The 26201-nt window shown below is 41.3% G+C and carries 24 protein-coding genes and 3 pseudogenes; 15 read left to right on the forward strand and 12 right to left on the reverse strand.

The features are described 5' to 3' along the window. Positions 1 to 71 precede the first annotated feature (71 nt). The 4 genes from V7L20_RS13170 to V7L20_RS13185 form a co-directional block, all read right to left on the reverse strand. Entirely contained in the window at positions 72 to 560 is a 489-nt protein-coding gene (locus tag V7L20_RS13170; protein WP_334744512.1) for a hypothetical protein, read from the reverse strand. Positions 561 to 1286: 726 nt separating this feature from the next. After that, positions 1287 to 1571: a hypothetical protein gene (locus V7L20_RS13175; protein WP_334744513.1), complete on the reverse strand. Its 285-nt coding sequence runs from the start codon at positions 1569 to 1571 to the stop codon at positions 1287 to 1289. Between the two features lie 17 nt (positions 1572 to 1588). Then, positions 1589 to 1738: a hypothetical protein gene (locus V7L20_RS13180; protein ID WP_334744514.1), complete on the reverse strand. Its 150-nt coding sequence runs from the start codon at positions 1736 to 1738 to the stop codon at positions 1589 to 1591. Between the two features lie 219 nt (positions 1739 to 1957). Beyond that, positions 1958 to 3718 carry a DUF3352 domain-containing protein gene (locus tag V7L20_RS13185; RefSeq protein WP_334744515.1) on the reverse strand — a complete coding sequence of 587 codons (1761 nt, stop codon included), beginning with the start codon at positions 3716 to 3718 and terminating at the stop codon, positions 1958 to 1960. 156 nt (positions 3719 to 3874) lie between these two features. Here V7L20_RS13185 and V7L20_RS13190 point away from each other — a divergent pair, with 156 nt between their 5' ends. From V7L20_RS13190 to V7L20_RS13205, 4 genes are all read left to right on the forward strand, one after another. Beyond that, positions 3875 to 4207: a rhodanese-like domain-containing protein gene (locus V7L20_RS13190; protein WP_334744516.1), complete on the forward strand. Its 333-nt coding sequence runs from the start codon at positions 3875 to 3877 to the stop codon at positions 4205 to 4207. Between the two features lie 55 nt (positions 4208 to 4262). After that, positions 4263 to 4418 (forward strand): hypothetical protein, encoded by a 156-nt coding sequence (locus V7L20_RS13195; protein WP_334744517.1) that lies wholly within the window; start codon positions 4263 to 4265, stop codon positions 4416 to 4418. Positions 4419 to 4632: 214 nt separating this feature from the next. Next, positions 4633 to 5721 carry a heat-inducible transcriptional repressor HrcA gene (hrcA, locus tag V7L20_RS13200; protein WP_334744518.1) on the forward strand — a complete coding sequence of 363 codons (1089 nt, stop codon included), beginning with the start codon at positions 4633 to 4635 and terminating at the stop codon, positions 5719 to 5721. Positions 5722 to 6083: 362 nt separating this feature from the next. Then, a complete protein-coding gene (locus V7L20_RS13205) occupies positions 6084 to 6242 on the forward strand; it encodes a hypothetical protein (protein ID WP_334744519.1) in 159 nt (52 codons plus the stop codon). Here V7L20_RS13205 and infC read toward each other — a convergent pair. Then, complete coding sequence (gene infC / locus V7L20_RS13210; protein ID WP_334744584.1) at positions 6229 to 6717, reverse strand: translation initiation factor IF-3; 489 nt, start codon at positions 6715 to 6717, stop codon at positions 6229 to 6231. The two genes, V7L20_RS13205 and infC, sit on opposite strands and share 14 nt — an antisense overlap. A 237-nt stretch (positions 6718 to 6954) precedes the next feature. Here infC and V7L20_RS13215 point away from each other — a divergent pair, with 237 nt between their 5' ends. Continuing rightward, positions 6955 to 8298 (forward strand): DEAD/DEAH box helicase, encoded by a 1344-nt coding sequence (locus V7L20_RS13215; protein ID WP_334744520.1) that lies wholly within the window; start codon positions 6955 to 6957, stop codon positions 8296 to 8298. Between the two features lie 309 nt (positions 8299 to 8607). Here the strand turns inward: V7L20_RS13215 and dnaG are convergent, their stop codons facing one another. Beyond that, a complete protein-coding gene (dnaG, locus tag V7L20_RS13220; protein WP_334744521.1) occupies positions 8608 to 10587 on the reverse strand; it encodes a DNA primase in 1980 nt (659 codons plus the stop codon). A 324-nt stretch (positions 10588 to 10911) separates the two neighbouring features. On the opposite strand from dnaG, the gene tftA reads away from it, so the two are divergent. Further along, positions 10912 to 12264 (forward strand): hormogonium tapered terminus morphoprotein TftA, encoded by a 1353-nt coding sequence (tftA, locus tag V7L20_RS13225; protein WP_334744522.1) that lies wholly within the window; start codon positions 10912 to 10914, stop codon positions 12262 to 12264. A 283-nt stretch (positions 12265 to 12547) separates the two neighbouring features. Here tftA and V7L20_RS13230 read toward each other — a convergent pair whose 3' ends face one another. The 4 genes from V7L20_RS13230 to V7L20_RS13245 all read right to left on the reverse strand — a co-directional run bounded on the left by V7L20_RS13230 (position 12548) and on the right by V7L20_RS13245 (position 17501). Beyond that, on the reverse strand, positions 12548 to 14467 hold the full coding sequence (locus V7L20_RS13230) for an iron uptake porin (protein WP_334744585.1): 1920 nt from the start codon (positions 14465 to 14467) through the stop codon (positions 12548 to 12550). 524 nt (positions 14468 to 14991) lie between these two features. Then, positions 14992 to 15534: a hypothetical protein gene (locus V7L20_RS13235; protein WP_334744523.1), complete on the reverse strand. Its 543-nt coding sequence runs from the start codon at positions 15532 to 15534 to the stop codon at positions 14992 to 14994. Positions 15535 to 15783: 249 nt separating this feature from the next. Next, positions 15784 to 16542, reverse strand: coding sequence for an isoprenyl transferase (locus V7L20_RS13240; RefSeq protein ID WP_334744524.1), 759 nt, complete (start codon positions 16540 to 16542; stop codon positions 15784 to 15786). Beyond that, on the reverse strand, positions 16539 to 17501 hold the full coding sequence (locus tag V7L20_RS13245) for a ferritin-like domain-containing protein (protein ID WP_334744525.1): 963 nt from the start codon (positions 17499 to 17501) through the stop codon (positions 16539 to 16541). Before V7L20_RS13245 ends, V7L20_RS13240 begins: the two co-directional genes overlap by 4 nt. A 261-nt stretch (positions 17502 to 17762) precedes the next feature. On the opposite strand from V7L20_RS13245, the gene V7L20_RS13250 reads away from it, so the two are divergent. Next, a complete protein-coding gene (locus V7L20_RS13250; protein ID WP_334744586.1) occupies positions 17763 to 17936 on the forward strand; it encodes a TPM domain-containing protein in 174 nt (57 codons plus the stop codon). A 454-nt stretch (positions 17937 to 18390) separates the two neighbouring features. On the opposite strand, the gene V7L20_RS13255 is transcribed toward V7L20_RS13250, so the two are convergent. After that, positions 18391 to 18513, reverse strand: a complete 123-nt coding sequence (locus V7L20_RS13255) for a hypothetical protein (protein ID WP_334744526.1) — start codon at positions 18511 to 18513, stop codon at positions 18391 to 18393. Continuing rightward, positions 18510 to 18635, reverse strand: a complete 126-nt coding sequence (locus V7L20_RS32615) for an IS4/Tn5 family transposase DNA-binding protein (protein ID WP_442943539.1) — start codon at positions 18633 to 18635, stop codon at positions 18510 to 18512. The genes V7L20_RS13255 and V7L20_RS32615 overlap by 4 nt, the downstream gene beginning before the upstream one ends. Positions 18636 to 18917: 282 nt before the next feature. Between V7L20_RS32615 and V7L20_RS13260 the strand changes: the two are divergent. From V7L20_RS13260 to V7L20_RS13295, 8 genes and pseudogenes are all read left to right on the forward strand, one after another. Beyond that, a pseudogene (locus tag V7L20_RS13260) lies at positions 18918 to 19206 on the forward strand (ISKra4 family transposase); the annotation flags it as partial. Positions 19207 to 19307: 101 nt separating this feature from the next. Further along, a pseudogene (ribA, locus tag V7L20_RS13265) lies at positions 19308 to 19922 on the forward strand (GTP cyclohydrolase II); the annotation flags it as partial. Positions 19923 to 20348: 426 nt separating this feature from the next. After that, positions 20349 to 20993, forward strand: a pseudogene (locus V7L20_RS13270) (RibD family protein); the annotation flags it as partial. 468 nt (positions 20994 to 21461) lie between these two features. Then, entirely contained in the window at positions 21462 to 22442 is a 981-nt protein-coding gene (locus V7L20_RS13275) for a zinc-dependent alcohol dehydrogenase (RefSeq protein WP_334744527.1), read from the forward strand. Between the two features lie 5 nt (positions 22443 to 22447). Further along, positions 22448 to 22825 (forward strand): 6-pyruvoyl trahydropterin synthase family protein, encoded by a 378-nt coding sequence (locus V7L20_RS13280; protein WP_334744528.1) that lies wholly within the window; start codon positions 22448 to 22450, stop codon positions 22823 to 22825. After that, the gene (locus V7L20_RS13285) at positions 22809 to 23867 is read left to right on the forward strand and encodes a glycosyltransferase family 4 protein (RefSeq protein ID WP_334744529.1); all 1059 of its coding nucleotides are present in this window, start codon (positions 22809 to 22811) and stop codon (positions 23865 to 23867) included. Before V7L20_RS13280 ends, V7L20_RS13285 begins: the two co-directional genes overlap by 17 nt. Before the next feature lie 63 nt (positions 23868 to 23930). Further along, on the forward strand, positions 23931 to 24701 hold the full coding sequence (locus V7L20_RS13290; protein WP_334744530.1) for an FkbM family methyltransferase: 771 nt from the start codon (positions 23931 to 23933) through the stop codon (positions 24699 to 24701). Between the two features lie 179 nt (positions 24702 to 24880). After that, positions 24881 to 25756, forward strand: coding sequence for a class I SAM-dependent methyltransferase (locus V7L20_RS13295; RefSeq protein WP_334744531.1), 876 nt, complete (start codon positions 24881 to 24883; stop codon positions 25754 to 25756). Positions 25757 to 26201: the final 445 nt, after the last annotated feature.

The following is a 26201-nucleotide window of genomic DNA, read 5'->3' on the forward strand; positions in this document are numbered from 1 at the left end:
CTTTCTAATACACAATACCTAATCGTTAACTCCCAACTCCTAACTCCTAACTCCCCACTCTTCACTCTTCACTACCGCTCCACTTTCAGAGTGTAATCGCGCTTGACCCCAGGATTAAATGTACCTACCCAAATCCGATAAGTGCCACTTTTCCAGTTGCGATCGCTAACGCTAGCATCTTTACTTTTACCAGTGTCATCGCCGCAACGAATCGTAGTTTTATCTGGACCTTGGATCAGTAAAGTGGTATCATTGCCGTTGCTATCGACTTGTATTGTCATTTGGGGAAAGTTCTTTTCCAAAACCATAATATGATCTGGATTAGGATCAGCAAAACCGATACAGGCTTTTTGGTCGCGATCGCGGTTACTTATGGCAGACAATGAGTAAGAACCACCTGTAAACCCTTGCACTGTTCCTTGTGCTGGATTAAAATTTGTTGACAGGGTGAAAGTACCAAAATTCGCTGTCTGTGCTATTACAGGCGTAGCTGTGATGGCGGTAAGTATAGCCAACAACCAGCCGCCGCTAAAGTGAAGTCGGGGGCGACAGTATTTCATAGTAGCCCTCCAACAGGCTATTAAATTAGTAATGACATATACATATTTTAATGAAAAATTTCTAGTGAAATTTCAATTGGTTGTGCCACATTCAAATGTGCCACAATTGAGTATTTTTCAAGCAAGGAGATAATTGCTAGGCTGTTTCTTCATATACAGCAGATTTCAAGTCGGTGAGGTACACAACGATTTGTCTGTTACCCAGGTATAAAACATATTTTACTGCTGAATTCTGCTGTAAACAGCAGTTACAATTCCCCAACTGATGTTTTAGATGTGATTACCTCTGTTGGACGCAGGGTTTTTTATCCTAGAGAAAACCCTCGACCGACGATTTTAGTAATTGTTTGGTCTGCCATATCATTTCTGACTTCACGAGCAATAACACAGCATAAATTAAAATCTGGCTGTGTACTTTGCAGTTCTATTTCTATAGGTAAGACTTGGCACTTTCCTAGTACACTCAGAAACTTACGATTAACTGCTGCTACAAACTTGGGTAAACGCTAGATAAATTCTGGACTGGGGTTGTGGTTCTGTTCAAGATAAGCCAGTAAGGCTTCTAATGCATCACCAATTTCTAGCAATTCTAAAAATAAATCTTCAGTATTTGCTGCGGTTTAGGTTTGCTGTTCTTGTAAAGACTGTTGTAATACAACTTTGTCTTTTTTGAGGTTGTTTATTTCTTGTATGGTCAAGTCTCGCTGTTCTTGACTGATGATAAAATCAGACATGAGAAACCTCTTTTGATAACATCGCTAAAGTTTTAGTTGCCCAAGTTTGCACTTGCGGATGGGTATGATTATTCAAAAGCTGACAAAGTGCGATCGCTCTTTCTAACTGTCCAACTATTTTATACACTTTAATCAGCCACATTTGGGCTTGAATATAATCTTTACTATTCCGATCTGTATAGCCTTGGCAATAGTATTCGAGGTATTTTATCGCTTTGGGGTAACGTTCCTCTTTACAAGCTATAATGCCCTTGGTAAATAACTCTGATAAAGTCACTGGTAAAGGCTCTGGCTCTAGGCGTTCTTCTTCGGCAGATTGAGCGATCGCCTCAGTTTCCTGTCTGGAGGCGTATTATCGTTAGCTGTCAACACTTCCACTTCAGCTAACTTAAAAGCGGCAACAGAATTAGTCGTCCCTAAATCAATGCCAATTGCTTTGCCCATTACTGATCGCTACCTGGGTATTGTGTAATTTATTTATGATATATTTGATACTCACTGCCATATTGAACCTGGATTTCTAGGTCAGCAGCCAGTACCTATGCAAAAATTATAAATACAAATAGTAAATGCTACAAATAATCAACGTAAATATCCTGAAACAAGAAAATGCAGAAGATCAAAGAATATTTAACCTTCTGCACTTGAGTTTTTTTGAAAATCTCACAAGTTATTGAATTGGAAGAAAACGCCACCTTTGAGCGCTCCTGTATCATTTCCATAACTGCTGACTGTGAGCGATCGCAGATTATCAAAAAATGGTTTCCCTAAAACTTCCACTAACTTGAGAATCGGTACTTGACGCTCTAACAAATTCTGGCTTTTTGTCCAGTCAAGATATATATAGCCTTGATTTGGTTGGTGAATCGCAGCAATACTATCTTGGAATTTGGGATTGTCAATTAAGGAATTATCCTTGGCTGTGAGAATTTCATCCATCGTTTCTAAGTCAGAGGTGAAAATTTCGTAATTTCCTAAAGTTGTATGTAATCCTCGCACTTTTGTTTCAATACTGAAGGATGTTCCCTCTTTAACATCGCTTTTTTTGGTAGCCGTAGTTAACTCTGTCCAAGCAGAGATTTTTTGCTGGGGCAGAGTTAAGAGATTAATGCTGAGTCCATTTGATGAGGCGATCGCATCTAATCGAGCAACGCCTTTTTCGACACTCTGAGATTTTTCTACTACAAAAATCCAATCAGGGATTGTTTGCTCTTTTGCAGGTAACAATGCTATAGCATATTCTCCTTGTACCCAACTGAAAATATCCTCTGGTAAGTTTATACCCCACTTCTTTTGAACATCCGCCAAAGGTTTTGCAAACCGAGAAACCACATCTTCCTCAGAACCATATATAGTTGCTGTTGCTTGTCTCCAGAGTCTGGCTAAATCACTGTTACCCAAATTACTTAAATTTGAGCCAGAAATTGCCAAACCTGCGGACGCTGGAACATACTTCAATGCTCCTACAGGTTTAGATAGTGGTGCAGATGGGGAAACAATTTCCGATGAAGTTAAAAAGCTGGTTTCTGCTAGCAACCCTTTGGGGTTCGACGCCAGGGAAATAATTTCGCTATCATAACTTTGTGGCAATTCTAAACCTTGCCATTTAGCCACGATGGGAAGATTCAAGAAAGCTACAGCTAAACTCCCTTTAGAAAGTTGTTTTGTCGCTTTTTGGTATTCGAGGGAGCTAGTCAAATTTAGATCGGGCGCTTGAACGTTATTGATGGCATCTCGCAACACTTTCGGATCGTTGGCAAACAACACAAAGCCTTCACCAACAGCAGCACCAGCTAGATAATTTTGGATTTTGAATTTTGTACTTTCCTGCGGAACGCTACGCGTAGCTTGCTTCCACGAAGTGGTACGACTACGCTCAATCGAACGATTTGAGATTTTCTCTTCTGTACTTACTTCTTGATTGTCGTAAATCAGTTTTACGCCTTTGTATTGTTCAACAGCTAAGTTTGCTCCAGCTAAGGCTCGTTTAGAAAACAACAACTCAACAAACTCGCGGCTTTTTTCCGGTTGCTTGGTTGCTAGTGCTAACAAATACCCTGGCTGCTGGCCGTTTTCTTGATCGCGATCAATATCTAGGGTGGTAATAGCTAAGGTAATTTCGTCTCCTAACCAGGGTTGAACGTCTTCTTTGTAATCTATGCCACTCTTGGCGAATAAACTGGTTTTGAGTTTAGATAGTTCTCCTTCGCCCTCCAACGCCTGTAACCGATCAGGATTCGTCAGCAATGAAACCATTACAGGGGAGAGTTTCGACACAAATATGGTTGCACTAGGCTGTCCGGTAGAAGCAGTGAGGTTAGCCGGACTTTTAGCGAAAAACCAGTAAAAGCCAGCGATCGCAATTACTAGCAGTGCGATCGCACCAGCTACGATAAAACCAATAAATGAACGTTGCCTATTCACATTAAACCTTTAAAAAGACGGTTTACAGCCATTTAAGCAGAAAGCCTGCTAGAATCTATCAGCCTTCTTGAGAATGGATACTCATGCAAAGGCAGAGATTTTCTGTCACCATAAGTAGGATTAGGACTGTTTATAAGGAATTCTTTTAGTTAACCCATGAACCAGATTAGTGTACAAGAACTGGCACAACGTCTTTCTTCTGGTGATACAAGTATTCAGCTAGTAGATGTACGCGAACCACAAGAATTGGAGATTGCTAGTATTGAGGGCTTTGTCAATCTACCCTTAAGTCAATTTGCCGAATGGGGAGATCAAGTTCCTACCCTCTTCAATCCCCAAGCTGAAACCCTTGTACTATGCCACCACGGCATCCGCTCTGCCCAGATGTGCCAGTGGTTGATTGCTCAAGGTTTTACAAATGTGCAAAATATTTCGGGTGGTATTGATGCTTATTCCGTCTTAGTAGACCATTCAATTCCTCAGTATTAGCTTGTGTCTAGGTGGATTACTTAGATGGAAGAATAACTTCCATCTAGCTTTTGCTATGCTAAAAATAACAGTAAACAAACTCAGCGGCCCGCCAGAAAAGCTTGTAACTTTCTCCACTGGCTACATATTTGCGGAACTTTTTGTCCGTCCCCAATCCCAGCCGCGATCGCCGCAAAAATACGTATACAATAATACTTTTATTAATGTATAATTATGCAAAAATAAGGCAGAAAAGGATGTTGTAAATTCAAATTCTCAGCTTTTACTGCAAAGATTTGTTAAAAGAATGGTATACGTGAACCTTAAGATTAATTGTCACAATTTAATTGTATAATTTGTTATCTTAATAAATTATTAATATTCTTAGTTTTCAATCAAATCCAGAAATTTTTCGATTAAAATTTGCCTCTAGCAAAACATACTCTATGGAAGTCCAGTTAACAAATCGACAACAGCATATACTTTGGGCAACGGTACGTCACTACATTGCTACAGCAGAGCCTGTTGGTTCAAAAGCTTTAATCGAGGAGTACAACCTGGGTGTAAGTTCAGCCACAATTCGCAATGTGATGGGCGTTTTAGAAAAATCCGGCTTACTCTACCAACCACACGCCTCTGCTGGACGTGTCCCTTCAGATTCAGGATATCGCATTTATGTTGACCAGCTAATTACACCGTCGGAAACTTTAGGACGAGAAGTAGAAGTAGCATTACAAAAGCGCCTCCAGTGGGAAGATTGGAGTTTAGAAACCCTACTGCAAGGAGCCGCACAAATTTTAGCAACCTTAAGTGGTTGCATTAGCTTGATTACTATGCCGCAAACTACCACAGCACTATTGCGACATCTGCAATTAGTGCAAATTGAAGCGGGGCGGATTATGTTAATTGTTGTTACCGATAGTTATGAGACACATTCCAAGTTGATGGATTTGTCACCAATACCAGACGAAACACAACGGGATTCAGAGGTAATTGATCGCGAGTTACAAATTGTTTCTAACTTTTTAAATACCCACTTGCGGGGGCGAAGTCTGTTGGAATTAAGTAACCTAAACTGGAGCGAATTAGATCAAGAATTCCAACGCTACGGGGAATTCTTAAAACATTCAGTTGCTGAATTGACTCGTCGCACTCATGCGCCGACTGCAACCCAAATTATGGTTCGGGGTGTGTCAGAAGTTTTGCGCCAGCCCGAATTTTCCCAGTTACAGCAGGTACAAACAATTATCCACCTGCTAGAAGAAGAACAAGACCAACTATGGCGATTAATATTTGAGGAACCAGAGCTTGAGGATGTGGGTAAGTCAAAGGTAACAGTTCGCATCGGTGCAGAAAATCTTTTAGAACCGATACGCACCTGCACGTTAATTTCTTCCACCTATCGCCGAGGTTCAATACCAGTAGGAAGTGTGGGAGTTTTGGGACCAACGCGTCTAGATTATGAAAGTGCGATCGCAGTAGTAGCATCTGCTGCTGATTATCTCTCAGAAGCTTTCAGTTATTTCAATCCCTAATAGAGACAACCTGTACAGGTTTAGACAAAAGAACAATAGACACGAAACGAGTGCGTCTCGTAGAGAAGTGGCTTCCCGAATGCGAATGCATCTTTGAAGGAGAAGGGTAAGATGCAAAGAGAAGAAAGAAATGCTTAACTCAACTATATAGGAATATAGGTAAGCGCGTTTCGTAGGAACGCTATGTCAAGCGCATTAGATAAATCCAAAAGCCGCACTTTTAAATGTCAGTGCGGCTTGCAGAAATAAATATTTGTACAAAGGATCTGAGATGTTTCGATGTCCCAGTACTTAGAATAATGGCATCCCTCAATGGTTTAAGGTTCCATCCTCATCTCCAGTGTAGCTCTGTGCAAACATGAGTGGATGCACATCGAAAAAATCCCCTTGCTATCTTCAGTGGGGATAATCTCAATGTTCTTTCCATAGAAGCTACAGTGTTGCCTTCAGCTTTTTTCGTTCCTTACAAGCTGTTACAAATATATCCTTTAGCGATCGCCAGATTAACTAGGCAGGAATGACTTGAATAACTAGTGCACGTTTATCTAGCGACTGGATTTTACCTACTTGACTGAGATCATTTGCAATTCGGTCTAGCAGTTCTCCTGCTTTGTCACGATATTGATGTTCTCGGCCTCGTAAACGGATGGCAAACTTGACTGAATCGCCTTTACGCAACCACTGTCCTGCTTGTTCGATGCGTAAATTGTAATCAGCTATGCCGACATTTAGACCAAATCGAACTTCCTTTACTGTGGGTCTAGCACTCTGGCTCTGACGTTTTTTCTTTTGATACTGAAGCTTGCCATAGTTGAGAATCTTGGCGATTGGAGCCTCCTTACCTTGGGAGACTACAACTAAGTCAAGCTCTAAGCTCTCGGCTAGCTGTAGCGCCTCATTTGTGTCGATTAGACCACGATTGTTATTCTCATGGTCAATCAAGAAGACGCTAGGTGACTTGATTTGTGAATTAATCAGTTGCTTTTGGATTGCGATAACGAATTTCTCCTAATTGTTCAACATTTTACATTCCAAGTAATGCTAATTTAACACAACACTGAATCAGAGCAACTTTAACCACACAATGGGCTGCAATCTGCTACAATGTGGAACTGCGGCACTCGCTCTCAGTCTTTGCGCTACTGTCTATCCAGCTTTTTAATAATTTTTTAATCAGTTCGCCTAAGACTGACGCCGCCATTGGCAACAGGCCGATGTTATTTATGGAGTTTTATGTCTTTTTCTACTCTCGGCTTGTCCAATGAAATTATCCGTGCGGTTACCGAACGCGGGTACACTGAACCCACGCCAATTCAGAAACAGGCGATTCCTGCCATCTTGTCGGGTAGCGATTTGCTAGCTGGGGCACAAACTGGTACTGGAAAGACCGCTAGTTTTACCCTACCGCTTCTGCATCAGTTGTCGTCTGACAAGAGCATCAAAGGTACATCTAATGGATATCGGCCAATCCGGGCGCTGATTCTCACCCCGACTCGTGAACTGGCTGCACAGGTGGAAGAAAGCGTGCGCGAATACGGCAAGTACTTGCAGCTAAACTCGATGGTGATTTTCGGCGGAGTCGGTATTAGTCTGCAAAAACAGCGTCTGAAGAACCGAGTGGATATTCTAGTCGCTACTCCAGGGCGACTGTTAGACCATGTACAGCAGGGCACGCTGAACCTGTCACATATTGAGGTTTTGGTGCTAGATGAAGCAGATCGGATGCTGGATATGGGCTTTATTCATGATATCCGTCGCATCCTCTTACTATTGCCTAAAAAACGACAAAATTTACTATTCTTCGCTACTTTCTCGGACAAAATTAAGGCACTCGCCGTCGGTCTGCTTAATAACCCGACGATGATTGAGGTAGCACGCCGCAACGTTACCGCCGAGACGATCGCACAGAAAATTTACCAAGTAGACCGTGACAAGAAACGCCAATTGCTTGCTCACCTGATTCACCGAGATAATTGGTATCAAGTACTAGTGTTTACGCGTACTAAATATGGCGCTGATCGTTTGGTTAAGCAGTTGGGCGAAGACCGCATTCAAGCACTGGCAATCCACGGGAATAAAAGCCAGCCAGTGCGTACTAATGCTCTGGCAAAGTTCAAAAATGGTACCTTACAGGTATTGGTGGCGACAGACATTGCTGCTAGGGGTCTTGATATCAGCGAACTGCCTCATGTAGTTAACTTCGATCTGCCCAATGTACCGGAGGATTATGTTCATCGCATTGGGCGCACTGGGCGCGCTGGCGCGTCAGGTGAAGCCGTATCGCTGGTGTGTGTCGATGAATATCCTCTATTGAAAGATATTGAAAAACTGATCGAACAGCGCTTGCCAAGGGAAGTAGTGGCTGGTTTTGCCTCTAACTCCGATACCAACCCTGAACCAATCACAAATGGACGGCAACACAGAGCAAAACCCGGAGATGATAAGCGTCCGGCTTGTACTCCTAAACCGTTACCACAGACATCGGCTAAACGTAAAGCAGCGCCACCCGCCACCAATGGCGATAAGCCTAGTGCGCGTTCGTCTACATCGCGCCGTTCTGCTAAACGCGATCGCTAAACTATATTCTAAGTACAAGAAAGAAAAACGTAGACGCTGCATCGGCTTGCTGCGGACTACTGCAAAGGACGCAAAAGACATAAAGAAAGAAGTTAAAAGAGTTTGGCGTAGCCTCAATACGGTTCGGTTAAGCCCAAAAAATAAAAATGTATAGGTTGGGTTGAGGAACGTAGCAAGATCCCGCAGGGTAACCAAACTGTATTGGGCGTAGCCTCACAAATAAATGGTATAACAGCATTCGTGTAGCGTCTTGTAGAGAAAGAAGAAATGCTTAACTGATAATGTATTGAGGTCTGATCAAGAGTTAGACTATAACAACTCTGTAATCGAAAATAACCTTTGTCGGTCTATTTTCTTAAGCTTGATTTTTTCGGCGTAGAAAGCCTGATAATAAGATTGATACCGCTCTGGTTCAGCTTCTGGATCGGTTTGTTGCCATAGTTCCAAAAAGTGGCGATAGCGTTTTTCAAGCATTACTAAATCCATGCAAGCGATCGCAGCTTGAACTACTTGCAAAGTCCGCAGTATTTCTTTTTGGGTTTTCTCATCGATATGAAATAAATGGGAAATTAACCCTATCTCGCTACCAAATTCTAAGAACTGGTCTTGCAGGCGGGAAATTAAATCTGGTGGAGACGCAAAATTTCTCGTCTCTCCATCACCGGATGAAATTTCTAAAATTTGTTGCCATAAAAATCGGTGATGTGAAAGGCTAAATTGCAAATCTCGCTCCTCTAATTCGTCAATAATCACTTGACGCTGTTCGGGACAATGCAAGTAAATTTGCAATAATAACGCCTCTGCGTGTTCTAAAAGACCGCGATCTGTGGGGGGTGGGGAGTGGGGAGAGATGCCATTAATCGCCTCTGTACTAGAAAGTGAGGATTTGCTACTTCCCCATGCTTTTCTGACTGACACAGGCTTAGAATATGTAGCCGCAGGGGGAGCAATTTGAGTTAGCAGATTTTCGACTCGTAGGGGTATAAGTCTAGTATCTCCTAAGCTGAGTATTTCTGCACAGTAGGAAACGTAATAGTTTCGTGTATCGCTGTTAGCTATATTTTTAAGTAATTTGACTATTTGCTGAGTTACTTGCCCAAAATCAGTAGCCTGTCTCAAATCACGGTCTTGAATAATTTGCTGAATCTGCCAGTCTAGCCAAAGTGGCGCATTTTTTAGTAGTTCTCCATAATCTTCTGGGGAACGCTTGTGCAAGTATTCATCGGCATCTTTACCATCGGGTAAATTGAGAACCTTTAGCTGAACTTCGCCTTTGTATGCTAATTCGGCAATTTCACCAATCGCCCGTTCTGCGGCATTGGTTCCAGCTTTATCAGCATCAAAGTTGAGTACTAATTGTTTCGATTCGGTGTAGCGTAATATTAGCCGGACTTGTTCTAAGCTTAAGGCTGTACCGAGTGAGGCAACGGCGTTATTAATACCAGCAGCGTGGAGAGCGATCGCATCAAAATATCCCTCTACCACCACGGCTTGATCGAGTTGAGAAATTCCACCTTTGGCTTGATCGAGGGCAAATAATGTTTTACCTTTACTAAAAAGTTCGGTTTCTGGTGAATTCAGATATTTAGGCTGCTCATCAGTCAAGGTTCTACCACCAAAGGCAATCACCCGCCCTTGGACATCACGGATGGGAATCATCAAGCGATCACGGAATACATCATAATAACCGCCCCCTAAAGAGCGTGGCTTTATCAATCCCGCTTTTTCTAGTATTTGCGCTGGGTAATGTTTATCTTCCACTAAATAACGATAGAGAGTTTCCCAACCTGCGGGGGCATAACCTAAACCAAATTGCTGTATAGTTTCTTCTTTGAGTTGGCGGTTAGATTGCAAATATTGAAGTGCCTTTTGCCCTTGTGATTGTCTAAGGGCGTGTTGATAAAATTGGGCGGACGTTGCCAGAACTTCATATAACTGCTCACGCAAAGATAGCTGACGCTGTAATTCTTGGCGTTGTTCGGGTTCAAGAGTTTGCACAGGTACTTGGTAACGCCGTGCTAAATCCAGCACCACATCAGCAAAAGAACGCTTCCCCAACTCCATGACAAACTTAATGGCATTTCCTCCAGCTTGACAGCCGAAGCAATAGTACATTTGCTTTGTCTGGCTAACGGTGAAACTGGGAGATTTTTCATCGTGGAAGGGACACAAACCGACGAAATCTTTTCCACGTTTGCGTAAAACTACGTATTCGGAGACTACATCTACAATATCAGCCCGTAGTTTAACTTCCTCAATTGTATCTGGGTGCAAGCGGGGGATTTGCATATTTAGTCATTAGTCATTGGTCATTGGTCATTGGTCATTGGTCATTGGTCATTGGTCATTGGTCATTGGTCATTGGGAAGAGGACAAGGAGAATTGGGGACAAGGGCAAGGAAAAGATTTGTTGCAAGTTCTAACTTTTGTCACCTTATCCCCTCATCTTCCTCATCCCCCACTCCCCACTTCCTACTCCCTGGACATTAACTTTAGAAAAATACCAAAGGATAAATGACAAAAGACTTCTGATGGCTATTATATTCTTGTTGCTAGACCAAGAATGATCTATACAATTGCTTACACTTAATTTTATCAGAGGAAATACTTAAGATGGGGCGTATTTTTATTTCGGCAGCTCACGGTGGCAAAGAAGCCAGAGGTGTCGATCCAGGTGCGATCGCAGGTGGTACAACTGAAGCTAAAGAAATGATTTTGCTGCGGGATTTGATTGTCACGGAACTGAGGGCGCGGAATGTGGAAATTTTGGCAGTCCCTGATGACTTGAGTGCCGCCCAAACTATCACCTGGATTAATTCCCGTGGCCGCCGGGGTGATGTCGCTCTAGAAATTGAATCTGATGCGGCTAATAGTCCTTCTGTGCGTGGGGCTAGCGTTTTCTATATTTCTAATAATAGCGATCGCAGGAGTAATGCTGAACAATTGCTAGTGGCGTTGTTGCGCCGCGTACCCCAATTACCGAATCGGGGAGTCAAAGCAGATACAAATAGTGGATTGGGTAGTTTAGCATTCTGTCGCCAGACAACGCTTCCAGCCTTGGTGATGCAAGTAGGGTTTCTCAGCAATCCAGAGGATCGGGCTTTGCTGCAAAGTCGTCGCCGCGATTTTGCTTTGGGAATTGCCGATGGATTGGTGACTTGGAGTCGTGTAATTGACCCCACTCCTGGAACGCCGGCAGAACAAAATTATCCGCCAATTAATATTAATATTAATGGACAAAGTTATACAGAGCAAGGGGTTTTAGTTAATGGTAATGCTTACATCCCCATTGATTTAGTAGACCTGCTCCGAATTGACCTTTCAAAAGCAGCTAATGTCAATCGGATTACCTATCATAAAATAGTTTATGTTAAAGCCATTGAACTGCGAGATTTTAATATTGCAGTTAGTTGGGATGCTGCAACACGTACTGTTAGCTTGCGCTCGAATTTGGTGGTTTGCCCTGGTCAATTTTCGCGGGTGATGTCGAACGGTAATACTTCCGAAGTACAGTTACAATTATTTCTGAGAAACAATAATGAAAATGCTTTAGTAAGCTTTCCTGACATCCCAAAACTTTATCGGGAAGAAGCAGGGATAGAGGGAGTTAACTATGATATTGCCTTTTGCCAAATGTGTGTAGAAACTGGATTTTTACGGTTTGGTGGTGATATTAAACCTGAGCAAAATAACTTTGCAGGCTTAGGTGCGATCGGTGGTGGTTCAGAGGCTGCATCTTTTCCGAGTGCCAGAATTGGAGTGAGGGCACACATCCAACATTTGAAAGCTTACGCTAGTTTAGAACCTTTGGTACAAGAAGTAGTAGATCCAAGGTTTCGCTTTGTGACGCGGGGAATTGCACCATTAATTGATCAGCTTTCAGGGCGATGGTCAGCAGATTTAGATTATGGTACGAAGATTTCAGCAATGCTTAAACGATTATATGAATCAGCAGGACTTCTTTAAGTGATGAGTAAATAAATTTGCATTCATTAGTTGATCTCTCTCTTCCTTCGCGTACTTAGCGGTTCGTTTAATAAATATTAAGTGCATCCTTAAAGACTTCCAAATAAAAAATAATCAATCGTTTTGGATGGTGTACTCAATCACACGTAACAGAATTATGCTAAAACCTTATTCAAACCACGCCCACAAGGAACGTGGTTTTTATTGGACTAATGACTAATGACTCTCGCGTTGCGGTTTAATAATGTTTTTGGTACGTTAGCCATTCCCTACTGCCAATTTCTTAAAACGTAAAAGTAGTCCTAAGTACACCTACAGTCGTAGTCTCATTGTTGCTGTTACCTTCTGGGTTAAAGAGAACAAACGCACCAGGGGTAATGCTGATATTATCACTAACTTGAATGCGGTAATAGGCTTCTAAATGGTAAGGAGTCGCCCGATTGTCGCCTGTGGGCGTAAGTTGAGCAGCACCACCACTATCACTACGAAAAAGCGGCTGACCAAAAAGAATCCCGGCAGTGTTTCCTGACTTGAATAAATCTCTGAAATGAACTCCTGCCATCCAACTTGTAAAGGTGGTGGAAGCATCCACGCTATTGGAAGCAGCATCAACAAATATTGCTGCACCGTAGCCAGATAAGGCTATGTTGGGAGACAACCGCCATGTTAGTGTACCGCCAACAGAGTTGAGTGTGAGCGGTGTTCCAGCCGCAACCCCTGCTAAAGCACCGATATCACTACTAACTAATCCTGTAGCCAAAATATTGATTTCGTGATAACTGTGGGCATAGTTTAAACCAATATCCAGAGCAGAACTTGGCTTAAAGGTTAACTGTGTGGCAATAATACTACTACCACTAAATAAACCTGCTCCCAAAGGTGTAGTAGAAACTCCTGGTACTGCTTCATTAGCAGATTTTTCGGGTAAATTGGCATTTACACTGCCGTATAAAGCTCTTAAATCAAAATTTGGCGAAATGTTAAAAATAAATCCCGCCGCCGATGCTAAACCAGTACCCGAAGTTCCACCAGAAACCCGTAGTACAGGATTCAAGTTGCCAAAACGAGAAATTGACTCTTGTCCTTCACCATAAAAAGGCGTAATTGCTGGGAAAGCATCTGATGTTTCTGCCGCAGTTCCCGCAAACAAGGTTAATTTATTAGCGACGGGAAAGACATACAGCAATTTGTAAACCTGAATACTGTTTGCACCAACACCTGACAAAGTATTGACATTCAACCCTGGAAATTGCGGCTCAAAACTGGTACGAGCGCTACTTGCACTCAAAAGTGGCGAAGCTAATCCTAAACTTTGTTGCAGGCTACCTTGTCCATCGGCTCCACCCAAAAAGTTATAGGCTTGCAATCCAGTAATTAATGAATCTTTACCAGTAAAGCTAGTGGTAAGATTTAACCGCACTCTATTGACTAGAATGATGTTCGGGTCTCTCTGATTAGGAGCGCCACCGCTAGCACCAACACCAGCAATAATTGCCTCTCCATTAAGTTTGGTCGTAGTAGAAAACCGATTTGCTTCTAGTTCTGCTGTGCGAGCTTCTACAGCATCTACTCGACCCCGCAATGTTGCCAATTCCGCCGCAAATTGTTCTTGCAGTTTCTGCAACGTGGCTAAATCTCCTTTGTTGACCAAATCACCAGTTGCAGTCGCAATTAATTCGTTGATTCGGTCTAAACAAGCATTTAAGCCAGCAGCAAATTCGTAGCGAGTCATCGCCCGATTACCGCGATAGGTTTGATTGGGATAACCTGCGATACAACCATAGCGCTCTACTAAAGATTGGAGTGCCTGAAAAGCCCAATCATTCGGCTGTACATCAGACAATTGTGATACGGATGTTACTTGTGCAAGTTTGTCTGAGGTTGGAGATGAACTTACAGGTTGTGGTGTAATTGGCTGCAACAAGTTAACAGCAGAATCTACTCCTATATCTTGAATTTTTTGCTGTTGATTGACTGAGGGTAAGTTTTTTTGAGTTTCATTAGCTATCAGCAACTTACTGGAGATATTGTTTGCTAAATCGCTTTGATGAGAATAATTCTTTTCATAGCTGCCGTCATTTTGATTAACAGCTACGTTTTTATCTGCAATTTCTAAACTAGGAAGGGCTTGCACAGGTGATAACCCGACAATTAAACATAAAAATCCCATCCCACTAGCAGAAGCTAGTAGATATTTTGCCATCATAACTCCCAACACCTACAAAATAGTGAAAAAATTAGTTGCGATTTTAAAATTGATTGATAAGTAAATTTAAAGTAGATTTCTAAAAAAATCTTGTTGACTTTAAATTTTGGATATCAGGATTTTTTCTGAATTAACTTACCAAAACATCAGCTTATATCGCAAGTATTAAATTCTAGTAAATACTATTTTTGGAAAGAATTAACAATACATCATATTGAGAGTTTTTATAATTACGATAGTAATCCTAAATGGTTTTTGAACAATAGATTACGTAAAATGCTTGATTCATAAGCCTTCCAAATTTTCTCTGTTCAAATATAAAATAAGATTGGTATATTGACAAAATAATAATTTACATAAGTCTGATTTTGTGATAATGGATATAGATATTGAGCCGAGGATTTCGGCTCAATACCTAACAAAGAATAATTTACTCAAAAAAAATTAAGAGACTGCGATCGCTGTTCAATTTGGGTGCAGGTAAGATCAGGAGGAAAACAGTGGAAATAACTTTCAAATATTCAATCCCACCAATAACAAACAATTACCGCATCACAATCCTGGTGTATATCTTCACCCCATAGCCCCCCTGACAATCTAGTTCTCAGTCGGCGCTTCAGGCGCAAACCATAATCTTCATTCGTGCCATCACTTACTTCTACTGAGTCAGCTCGCCATTTTTTGCCCAAGTCTAAAAGCTCTGACACTTTTGTGTCTTGGTTCTCTGCAAGGATGTATAGTGTATCGGCAGGATAGGCAATGAAATGGATGATGCTGGTTTCAGACATGGGACGATAGTTTGCCATTGCAAGTAGGGTATCGACCATACCACCAAAGCTTAAACCGTTTTCATCTGGTGCAAAGATTGGTTTTGTGAACAGAAAGCTTGCCCATAGATTTCTGTGGTTGGAAAGGTCAGTAATCACTTCTTCGCCATCAAACTCATTGAACCGACGCTGCCAAACCAAGGCAGCGAAGAGTTCTTGGGGAGAATAGGATTGAGCAATCGATTGGATTTTGCCTAAATCAAGCATCATGTTGACGGTAAGTAATATTTTTAACAAAACATTTGTAACTACCCTTGCAGTTTATTTACCCAGTGCCTGCTATTCTTATAGTTACTTCGGTCTGTCATAGCAGATAGATTATCCTCGATAATGTTTTATTTGTAAGCGCTCATATACCATCGTGGTAGTGTGGGTGCTTTTACTTTATCAACAAAGGCAGAAGGCAAAAGGAATATTGCCCGGTTGTTGAGCGTAGTCGAAATACTGCCTCCTGCCTTTTTCACACGATGTCTGGTGTTTGGTACACTAAGCTGATAATGAAGCTTTGAGTTGACCAAAACGGCGATCGCGATTTTGGTAGCTCAACAAAGCTTGATGAAATGCTTCTCGATTAAAATCTGGCCAAAGAATATCGGTGAAATACATCTCTGTATATGCCATTTGCCACAAGAGAAAATTACTCAATCGCATCTCACCACTAGTACGAATCAGTAAATCGGGTTCTGGAGTATCTGCTGTGTAGAGATGTTGTTCTATAAGACTTTCATTTACTTCTTGGGCGCTGAGTTCGCCTTGTTTTACGAGTTGAGCTACTTGACGGCAAACTCTGGTAATTTCGTTGCGGCTACCGTAATTGACTGCAACAGTAAAGTGGATTGCTTGATTGTTCAACGTCTCTATCATTGAACGTTCCATTTCTGTCTGTAGAGACTTGGGTAAAGCCGATAAATCTCCAATAAACGAGATGCGTACTCTTTCTTGATGCATCTGAGCTAACTCGCGGCGTAGTAATCGCTCAAACAAATGCATCAGAAAATCCACTTCTTCAATGGGACGCTGCCAATTTTCTGTTGAGAAAGCATAGGCTGTTAACGCTTTGATTCCCCAATCTTTGCAGCAACGCAATAGTTCTTTGAGTGTCTTTGCTCCTTGGCGATGTCCAGCAATGCGTGGTAATCCTCGACTGTTTGCCCATCGTCCGTTACCATCCATGATAACGGCGATATGTTGGGGGATTTTTTGGGGGTTTAAATCAATAGGTAATTTTGATTTGTCATTTGTCATTTGTCATTTGTCCTTTGTTTTGACTTATTAGTTTCAAATAAATTTTGCAGATAGTCTGGTGTGAGGCTATTGTTCCAACTCCACAACCGATGCATTGTGTAGGTGAAGGTGAAGAGGAGAGTTATTTTGTTGGTTAATGACCAACCATTCCAATTGAGGGTACCCATCATGCGACGGAGGGTACGCATGAGGTTGTTACGCTGATAGTTTGGCAATCGCGTTTTGATTAGCGTGCGTCCAATTCGCATCAACCCAGTATCAGGGAAAGCCCAGACCCCAAACCCCCAGAATTTGGTCGTATGATTAATTTCATCCTGTGCTATTTCTTCTAAAACATCCTGGAGTGCACCAGTGGTATGAGCCATGAGCCAAATATAAAGACAGGTAGCACCGTATTCTGTGGCAATGCGGTGTAAGCCGTGGCGATATAAGTCTTCTTTGGCGTCATCTGTGGGGAGATAGCTTCTAACTGCCCGAAGTTTTGGGGTAATTTTCTCGCCTGTTAATTGGGTGTAGATTTTGATTAATGCAGGTGTATGCTGACGTTCTTCCTTTTCCCATAAACCAAGTTCCAGCAATTTGCCATCTTTACCGACAGTTCCACCAACAAACCGAGACATCTGAGGATGCAATTTTTCCAAATACTGCCGACTGGTTTGGGTATAACCGCGAATGGGAGCTTCTGTATCCATCACACCGATCAATATAGATACAAATACCTCTGCGTCTAAGCCGATAATTTGATTACGGTTAATTGTTTGCCAGTCGATGAGTTTCCAGGGACGCGGTTGGGGATTGGTAAACTGTAACGGTAAATCTTGCAGACGCTCGTGTAGTTTTTCGACTGCAATATATTTGTCTATGAGGGAACGAATGCGGCGCTGTGTTTGCAAGTAATCAGGACTAGGATAGCTTTGACCTGCTAAGTCTTCTGTGATTGGTCTGAGGGTATTAAGCATCTTTTTATACTTAATTTTTTGTCTCTATGCCTAATAGCCTAAGCGATCGCACTTGCTTTTGTCAGTCGGTGAAAGTAGGCAGTTTTATGTGATAGGGTTGCAAAAGTTGGAAAAAAGTCGGATATAAGAAGTTAACATCATATCAGTCCAGTTTTTCATGAAATTCTTTGCTGTATTCTGCTGTTTACCAATTTTTGGCAGATTTAAGGAACAGATAATGGCATATTGCTTTTGATTTCAGTAGGCGATAGCCGCGTATAAATTGAGACTGTTTACGGAGTAGAAGCGATTTTGCCCGATGCTAAAGTAGGCAACATTATTAGTACCCAAATCATCCCGCGATTGAAAAAAGGAGACTTTGAAGGTGGTACACTGGCGGGAACCAAAGCAGTAGTATTTATCTTAGACTCTGATAGTGAGTCATCTGTAAATTAGGTAAAAACTGCAAACCCAATAACAACTCCAAACCAGGTAGATTCCCCGAATCTGGAAACAACTAAAAATAACCGGATGTTGTGGAGTTTTATAACTGCGAGTAGAATATTGGTACTAGTTATCGGAGGTGGTATTTATCAGGCACGTCGTCGGAAACTTTTCATTGAACCGGAAGAATATACGCGCACAAGTAAGGGAAATTACATTTTTTTGTGTGCTGATTGTTAACAGCCGAGGCAAAAAGGTGCTAGAGTTAGCCGTTTGATTTGGCAAGCAGCACGCTCTTGAGTATGTGGCAATTCGATTTCTTGTTCAAAACTTATAGGTTGTGCTGCTAACTTCGACCAAAGACGCTCGCTCTGGGAATCTAAATTGCGGTTATAGACTGCCCGAACAATGACTCCTGTGTGCTGAAGTTGGCGAATTTTATTAAAAACGTTACCGCCCTTACCAATTAGACCATAACCTTCTTTTTTAGCCTCAATACTGCCATAATCAAGAAAACTTGTGTCTCCAACAGCACTATATCTCGTTCTTCAACAGTTTGCGCCGTCATCTGACAGTGCGGTTCAATCATGCTTGAAAATTGCACTTTTGGATTGGCAAAAACTCATAGGCTCTTTTGAGTACGGTTCCACTGCTGAAAATGGATGACACTGCTTTGCCAAATCCAAGACTTAGAGCATAGCCTATCGACATTGCACGTTCATTTAATCGGCGGTAAGCGTAGCCATGCCGTCAGGCTTATCGCCCAGTTCTAAGGTTGCAAAATTCTTCTCCCATCAGTCCAGCATTGCTTGTCACATGACAGCACCCGATTTCAATTACTGTACCGTATTTGCTGTACTGTTTCTTAAATCCTTTGCCAGCAAGCTTTTCCAGACTTAATGGAAAAATTCAGATCGCGAATAAACTGGGGGCTATACATCAACAGCGTAATTCGAGAGAATTAATGATGGAAAAAAAACGTTCAAGAAGCCAATGACACCAGAAAATAAAAAACTTTTAGATACTTACGTAAAAGAAATTGCGTCTATTTTGTATAAAAACACGCCTGCTGAAAAAATCGAAACTTTTGAAGGTATAGAAACAGCCGTTTGTTACCAAATTCTGGAACACCTCAGTCCGAAAATCGCCTTTTTTTGTCGGAGAAAAGACTGGAACAACCACAGGACCTACCCGAACTATAAGGAGTTGTATTGGTAAAATTTTTATCACTAGAAAACAAGCTTTGCGTCTTGGAATTGAACGGTATAACCGATTTAACCCCTGATTAGAAAAGTGCTGTTTGTTACTAGCAGCCAACGAGTCATTCCAACATTAAGAAAAGATTGAGAAGATTGTCAAAAACTTATGAGCAACCAAAGACCGATCACAGAAACTGTAGCGATCGCCAAGTTACCTAGTGAATTTGGTACATTTAAAATACATGGCTATCGTAATACTCTAGATAATTCAGAGAATATCGCCATCATTAAGGGAGAAGTAGAAAACTTCCATAAGCCGATCATGGTAAGAATACACTCTGAATGCTTAACTGGTGATGCTTTGGGTTCTCTACGTTGTGATTGTGGAAGCCAGTTGCAAACAGCACTGAGGATGATTGAAAACGCAGGTCAAGGAGTGATAATTTATTTAGCACAAGAAGGGAGAGGTATTGGCTTGTTGAATAAGGTCAGAGCCTACTCCTTGCAAGATTTGGGATTGGATACAGTAGAAGCAAATGAACACCTTGGATTCTCTGCTGATCTCCGAGACTACAGCATAGTAGCACATATACTCAAGGATTTAGGAGTGAAGCAAATTCGCTTAATTACTAATAATCCTCGTAAAATTGCTGGTTTAGAGAGCTATGGTATTGAAGTAGCTGATCGAATTCCATTAGTAATCGAACCCAATAACTACAATTTCAACTACTTGAGTACTAAAGCAAACAAATTAGGGCATTTACTCAAATTACAACACGTACAACCTTTAGCACTAAATGAGCTTGTAATTGACCAGCATTTAGAAGATATTTGGCCAGCACTGCTAGAATGCAAGGAGGCAATCAAAATCGCCTCTCCTCAAAAAAATGAGTATTGGGCTTTTTTTGGTAATACTAAAAGTCCTTGGAGCTTCCAAAAACTTTCTCCTGAAAATATTCCCTTTTTCTTAAAAAGCGATTTTTTGATTATCGTTGATTTATCAAATAATTTTTTGCAAGACTTGAATTTTGTCAATCAGATATTTTCTCAAGTACAGTATGCCGTTGTATTTAGAAACAGTTCCCTTTTTCCGAGCGATCTCGTGCAAGATCCTAAATATTTTAAAGGAATTTGGAGTAACAGTGGATGGAAAACTTTTTCCATATATTTGGGAATTCTACTTGCTCAACGAGCAGCTTACTTGGAAAAGCGTCCATTTTTGATGGCTCACTTAGCACAATCTCTAGACGGTAGAATTGCAGCAATCAATGGAAACTCTCAATGGCTTAGTAATGAAGCTAACTTGAAACACGCCCATCGTCTGCGCGCGCTTCATGATGCTGTTATGGTAGGCTCAGTAACAGCAACACTAGACAACCCTAAACTAACGGTTCGTTTAGTAACTGGCAAACATCCAATTCCTGTGATTATTGAAGGACAAAGCAATTTGAAGTTGGATGATTTGCAGATGGTAGCGCTTCATGAAAAAATTATAGTTTTATATCCTCAAGGAAAGCAGCATCAAGACATACCACAAGCAATAAAACAAAAAATTCTCAAGCTTCCTATCTCTGCTGTAAAAGGTTCTCAAAAAAATTCCCTTTTGGCTCCTTCAGAAATTTTAAAAGTTTTACATGAAAATTCTATTTTTAGTATATTTTTAGAAGGTGGAGGAAAAACTGTATCCAATTTATTGGAAGCTAATTGCATCGATCTACTGCATCTGCATATTGCTCCTCTAATTTTGGGTTCTGGACGGTCGAGTTTTATCCTTCCAGTCATAAATTACATCGATCAAGGATTACGCTTTAAAATGAAACACTTCGATTTTGAGGGAGAAATTCTGATGGAACTTTTGCTTCTGAAATAAGCACTCACGCATTTAATTTGCTCGTTAAAACCAATTGAAAGGTGATACTAAGTTGCGTTCAGAAATAGCAACTATAAATAGGGCATTGGGCATCCATAAGTGCTGAGTCAAGAGTCAAGTACAGACAAGGGTTAACCCTTGTCTGTACAAGAGTCAAGAGTAGTATTTCTTCTCCTTATCCCCCTTGTCCCCTTGTCTCCCTCATCCCCCCTCATTCCTCCGAGTTTCTGTTCGTCGTACCCCTACGGGGAAGCAAGCTACGCGTAGCGTCTCGTAGAGAAGACGTTGGCGTTCGCGCAGCGTCTTGTAGAGAAGCCAGACGCTCGAAGACTCGCTAACGCTACGCTATCGCCAAAAGTCGGCGCTCAGACTTCTCTCCTCATCTCCCCCATCTCTAATTTGAGCGCAACTCGGTATGAGGAGAGAGATTAACCGTTTTTGCTCTTATCTCAGACTACACAATTTAAGATGTCTACAAATTCTTCAGCTTATGCCTACTGGTTAGTCTCTCCTAACCAAGGTGAAATTAGAGAAACCTCAGTAGTATCTTTCCTTAAAGAACCTCTCTTTTTAGAAACACTTTACAGTGGTATCAGTCCTGGTACAGAGCGGCTAGTAGGTTTGGCAAAAGTCCCCAAAGAGTGCTGGGAAACGATGCGCTGTTGGTATATGGAAGGCAGTTTTGCCTTGCCTTTAAAGTACGGTTACAGTCTTGTTGGTCAAGCTGATGAAGGTTCCCATCAGGGGAAACGATTTTTTGTCATGCATCCCCACCAATCGAGAGTTGTCGTCGAGAGTTCTGATGCTTTAGAATTGCCAGATTGGTTACCTAGCAAGCGAGCGACTTTAATTCCAAACACGGAAACAGCCCTGAATGCAGTCTGGGATGCCCAAGTTAGTCAGGGCGATCGCATCTTAATTGTTGGTGCAGGTATTGTCGGTATTCTCATTAGCTTTGTCCTCAACAAAGAGTATGGTATTGGGGCAGATTTTTTAGAACAGGATCAGCAGCGAATTCAATATCTAAAACAACTACCCTGGCTGCAAAATTCCTATTTGGCAACCGACTTTAAGGAAGACAATTACAATATCGTTTTTCATACTAGCGCTTCTTCTTCTGGACTTCAAAGTGCAATTAATGCCTTGACTTTTGAAGGTCGTTGTATAGAAATAAGTTGGTATGGAACGGAATTAGTATCCTTGCAATTAGGAGCTTCCTTTCATTACCAACGCAAACAAATTATCGCTTCTCAAGTTTCCGCGATCGCCAAACCGATGCGAAAGCTGATTGACTATCGCCAGCGCAAAGAACAGGTTTTGAGCTTGCTTGCAGATGCAGTCATAGATAGTCTCCTGGAACCTGTGATTTATTTTAAAGACTTGCCCCAATTTATGTCACTCTTATATCAGCGTCAAGTGCAGCCAGTTTCGCCGTTAGTTGAGTATTAAAAATCATGTTTTCTGTTGCAGTAAAAGACCACATCATGATTGCCCACAGCTTCCAAGGGGAAATTTTTGGCCCCGCTCAAAAGCTGCATGGAGCTACCTATATAGTCACAGCTGAATTCAAAGTCGCTCAGTTAGATAAAGATGGCCTAGTGATTGATATCGGTCAGGCGATCGTAATTCTCAAAGAAGTTTTAGAACCGTTAAATTACCAAAATCTAGATACTCTTGAACAATTTAAGGGTATAAATACAACCACGGAATACATGGGTTATTACATTCACCAGCAAATTAGCAAACGCGTAAGCTCTTTTTTCAAAGGCTCTCTCAAAATCACGTTAGAGGAAAGCCATATAGCTTGGGGAAGCTATGAAGCCGAGGTATAAACCAAACATGATCTATTTTATTCAGCCGCAACTAAATTTCATATCAGGAGGCTCGCTCTACAATTTAGAAATTGTCAAGCGCTTGGAGCAGGAAGGCAAAGGAGAGAACTTTTTTTATCCCTTAAATAAATCTGTTTTTGGGCTTCTTGAACAATTGAGTGCTTTGCCCTCTAATTGCATTCTTGTGATTGACGCACTTTACTTGACAATTCCTGAGTTCAATGCTTCCTTAAAAGAATTTCTTCCCTATGCTCAACGAATTTATCTCATGCTCCACCATCTGGAGTCATTGAATACCTACTACTCAACTAAGGAAAAAAAAGCCCTTTGGAGTGATGAAGCACGGTGGTTAAAAGCTATGAAAGGTATTATCGTTCCTAGTTTCCAACTGCGGAATTATATCTTAAGTGGTGGCATCGAAACAGATAAAATCGTGGTAGCATCACCAGGTATCGATCCGGCGCTTTACCTGCCTAATATCAAAGAGCGATCGCATGAGCAGATAACTCTAATTAGTATAGGAACCTTCTATCGACGCAAAGGCCAACTTGAATTAGTAGAAATGTTAGCCCAGATGGAAACAAAGAATTTTAAGCTGCATTTGATTGGTGATTGCGAAGAAGAAGCTTACAAAGACAAAACTCTCGCCTTAATCAAGCGTGCAGGAATACAAGATGCCGTCATTGTTCATGGCCGCGTTCCTCAAAAAACTATGCTGGAGTTGTTGTCCCAGTCCGATCTGTATATTTCCGCATCTACCTATGAAAGTTATTCTATGTCCACTGCAGAAGCAGTTGCTCACGGGCTACCAGTATTAGCTTATGTAACTGGAGCAATTGCTGACTGGATTGAGGATGGAGTTAATGGGATACTGATTGAGCTAGGCAAGCAGGAACAATTTTTTATGGCACTGAAAAAATTGCTTACAGATCCTAATCAACTGAATCAGTTACGCAAAGAAGCTTTCAATCGTACTGCAAATCTATCCTTTAATACTTGGGAGCAAACTTATCGAGATTTTTTACAAGTATTTACATACTAGTTAGTAATCTTAATATTTTTTCAATCACTAAAACTACTGAATCATCAGCAGGAAACAATTAACATGTCATCTTTATCGCAGCAGGTGGGGATTCTTCGCTCATTAATAATGTACTACGGTATTCCCTTTCGCATCCGTCAGTTGTCACACTTTTATTCACTGTTTGTCCAATCAGGCGACCTTTGTTTTGACATTGGTTCTCATGTTGGCAATCATCTTCTTGCCTTGTCTCGTCTTGGTGCCCACGTTATTGGCATCGAGCCTCAACCTCAGTGTATGCAACTGTTAAAACGCTGGTACGGCAATAATTCCCAGATAACCCTTGTTGAACAAGCTGTTGGCTTAGTTCCTGGGACGCAAGACTTATTGGTGAGCCAACGTACCCCAACTGTAACCACCCTCTCCCGTGATTGGATGCAAGCTGTGCAACAGGTTGACTCTTTTGCTCATGTGCGCTGGGATACAACCGTATCTGTTTCGGTAACAACCCTTGATAGCCTCATCGCCCAGTATGGTAAGCCCGCTTTTTGCAAGATTGATGTTGAGGGTCACGAACTCGAAGTTTTACGTGGCTTGTCGCAACCTATTCGTGCCCTTTCGTTTGAATACACTCCGAGTGCAATAAACATTGCTCTGGCTTGCATTGAACAATTGAATTCTTTGGGACCTTATGAATTCAACTGGAAACCGGCAAAGTTCGGCGAATCGTATCAATTGCAGTCACCTAACTGGTTTAATTCTCAAGAAATGGCCGCTCAACTTAAAAGCTTGCCTGTTGATGCAAACTCTGGTGATGTATATGCACGTTCTCTGCTTACTCTCGATACCGTGTAAACTACCCGTTACTCTATCCTGAAGAGTGTTGGTAATGGGTAGTTTACCCAATGTAATTTTATTTCAATAAATAATTCTAAATCTTGATTTAATGATTGTTAAAATTCAGCAAGCATTTTATCTGCTTTTGTGGGAATTTTTCTTTAAAAACCAAAATTCTTTTCTTTGCAAGAAGTCTAATGAATAAAAATGAGAAATTTGCCAAATGGCTAGAATTGCGTATCCCCTATGATGCCAAGGGGCGTAACTTAACTGTGGAAGCAAGCTGTCAACAATACCTGAAAAAGCGCAAAAGCCTTAAAATCGTTGATTTAGGAGCTGGTACGGGTGCTAACTGTCGCTACTACCTGAGTAAGATTTCCCAGGATCAGGAGTGGTTTTTGGTCGAACAAAATCAAGAACATTTAGAAATTGCCTTTGAGCGGCTAATCGTCTGGGCACAGGAAAATGGATATGAGTCACAAATGCAAGACTCAATATTAGTCTTAAAAAATGAAGTCGATAAAATTACTATTCAAAGAATTGTCGGCTCTATTTTGGATCTGGAGAATCTCATAGACTTAAAGACTTTCGACTTAGCTGTCGCCAATGCGGTGTTCGATTTATTTAGCGAAAAGCAGTTTCAAACACTACTGGAATGTTTAAAAAAATACCAATTGCCACTGCTAGCTACTGTTAACTATACTGGCACAAATTTTATTCCTCAAACTGAAGGTGATTCTTCCTTTATAGGATACTACAATCAGCATATGCAGCGCCCTCAAGATTTCGGCAGGGGGATGGGGCCTGACTGCGGTGACTCTATGGGGGAAGTAATGAAACGTATCGATATGAAGGTAATCCAAGGAGAAAGTCCCTGGGAAATTAGTAGCAGCGATCCTGTCTTTCTTCAGTTCATGTTAAGGTTTATGGAAGAATCAATTCCAGAAATTCTGGAAGAAGCAACTTTACAGCATGAGCTAAACACCTGGTTGCAAAAAAAACAACAGATGATTGCTCAAAACCAACTTAGTTGTAACGTCACACATCAAGATTTTTGGGGTTACTGGGAGTAGCTATAATTTCACTCACATTCATATTTTTGACGTAACATCGGATATCTATCAAGCCTGCAAAGAAAGTACTACTCAAAAACATACTTAAGAACGATTAACTATTAAAATTTACTCAAAAATAATTGACAAAAATTTATTTTTCATTGACATTCAGCAATCATTTTTATTCCAAGAGGATTAAAAAAGAGAAAATCGCGCTCGTCAATTTATTTTATAAGAGCGATCGCCTACAACGCACTCTCCGGCAATGGCATTTTGCCCACCATAGGCGATGCCTGCGGCGGGCGGAGCCATCGCATTTTTGATTGCTTTGCTTAACTTTTTAGTTCTAATGTACTATATATTGACTGCTCAAGGTTTGGGTGGATGCGCTTGTATTTGATTTACATCAGTTACTATAAAGGTTTGGAGTTTTGCACTCCTGACTAGTCTAAACTCCAGAATA

Origin of the sequence: Nostoc sp. (assembly GCF_036916735.1) — a bacterium.
Taxonomy (GTDB): domain Bacteria; phylum Cyanobacteriota; class Cyanobacteriia; order Cyanobacteriales; family Nostocaceae; genus Nostoc.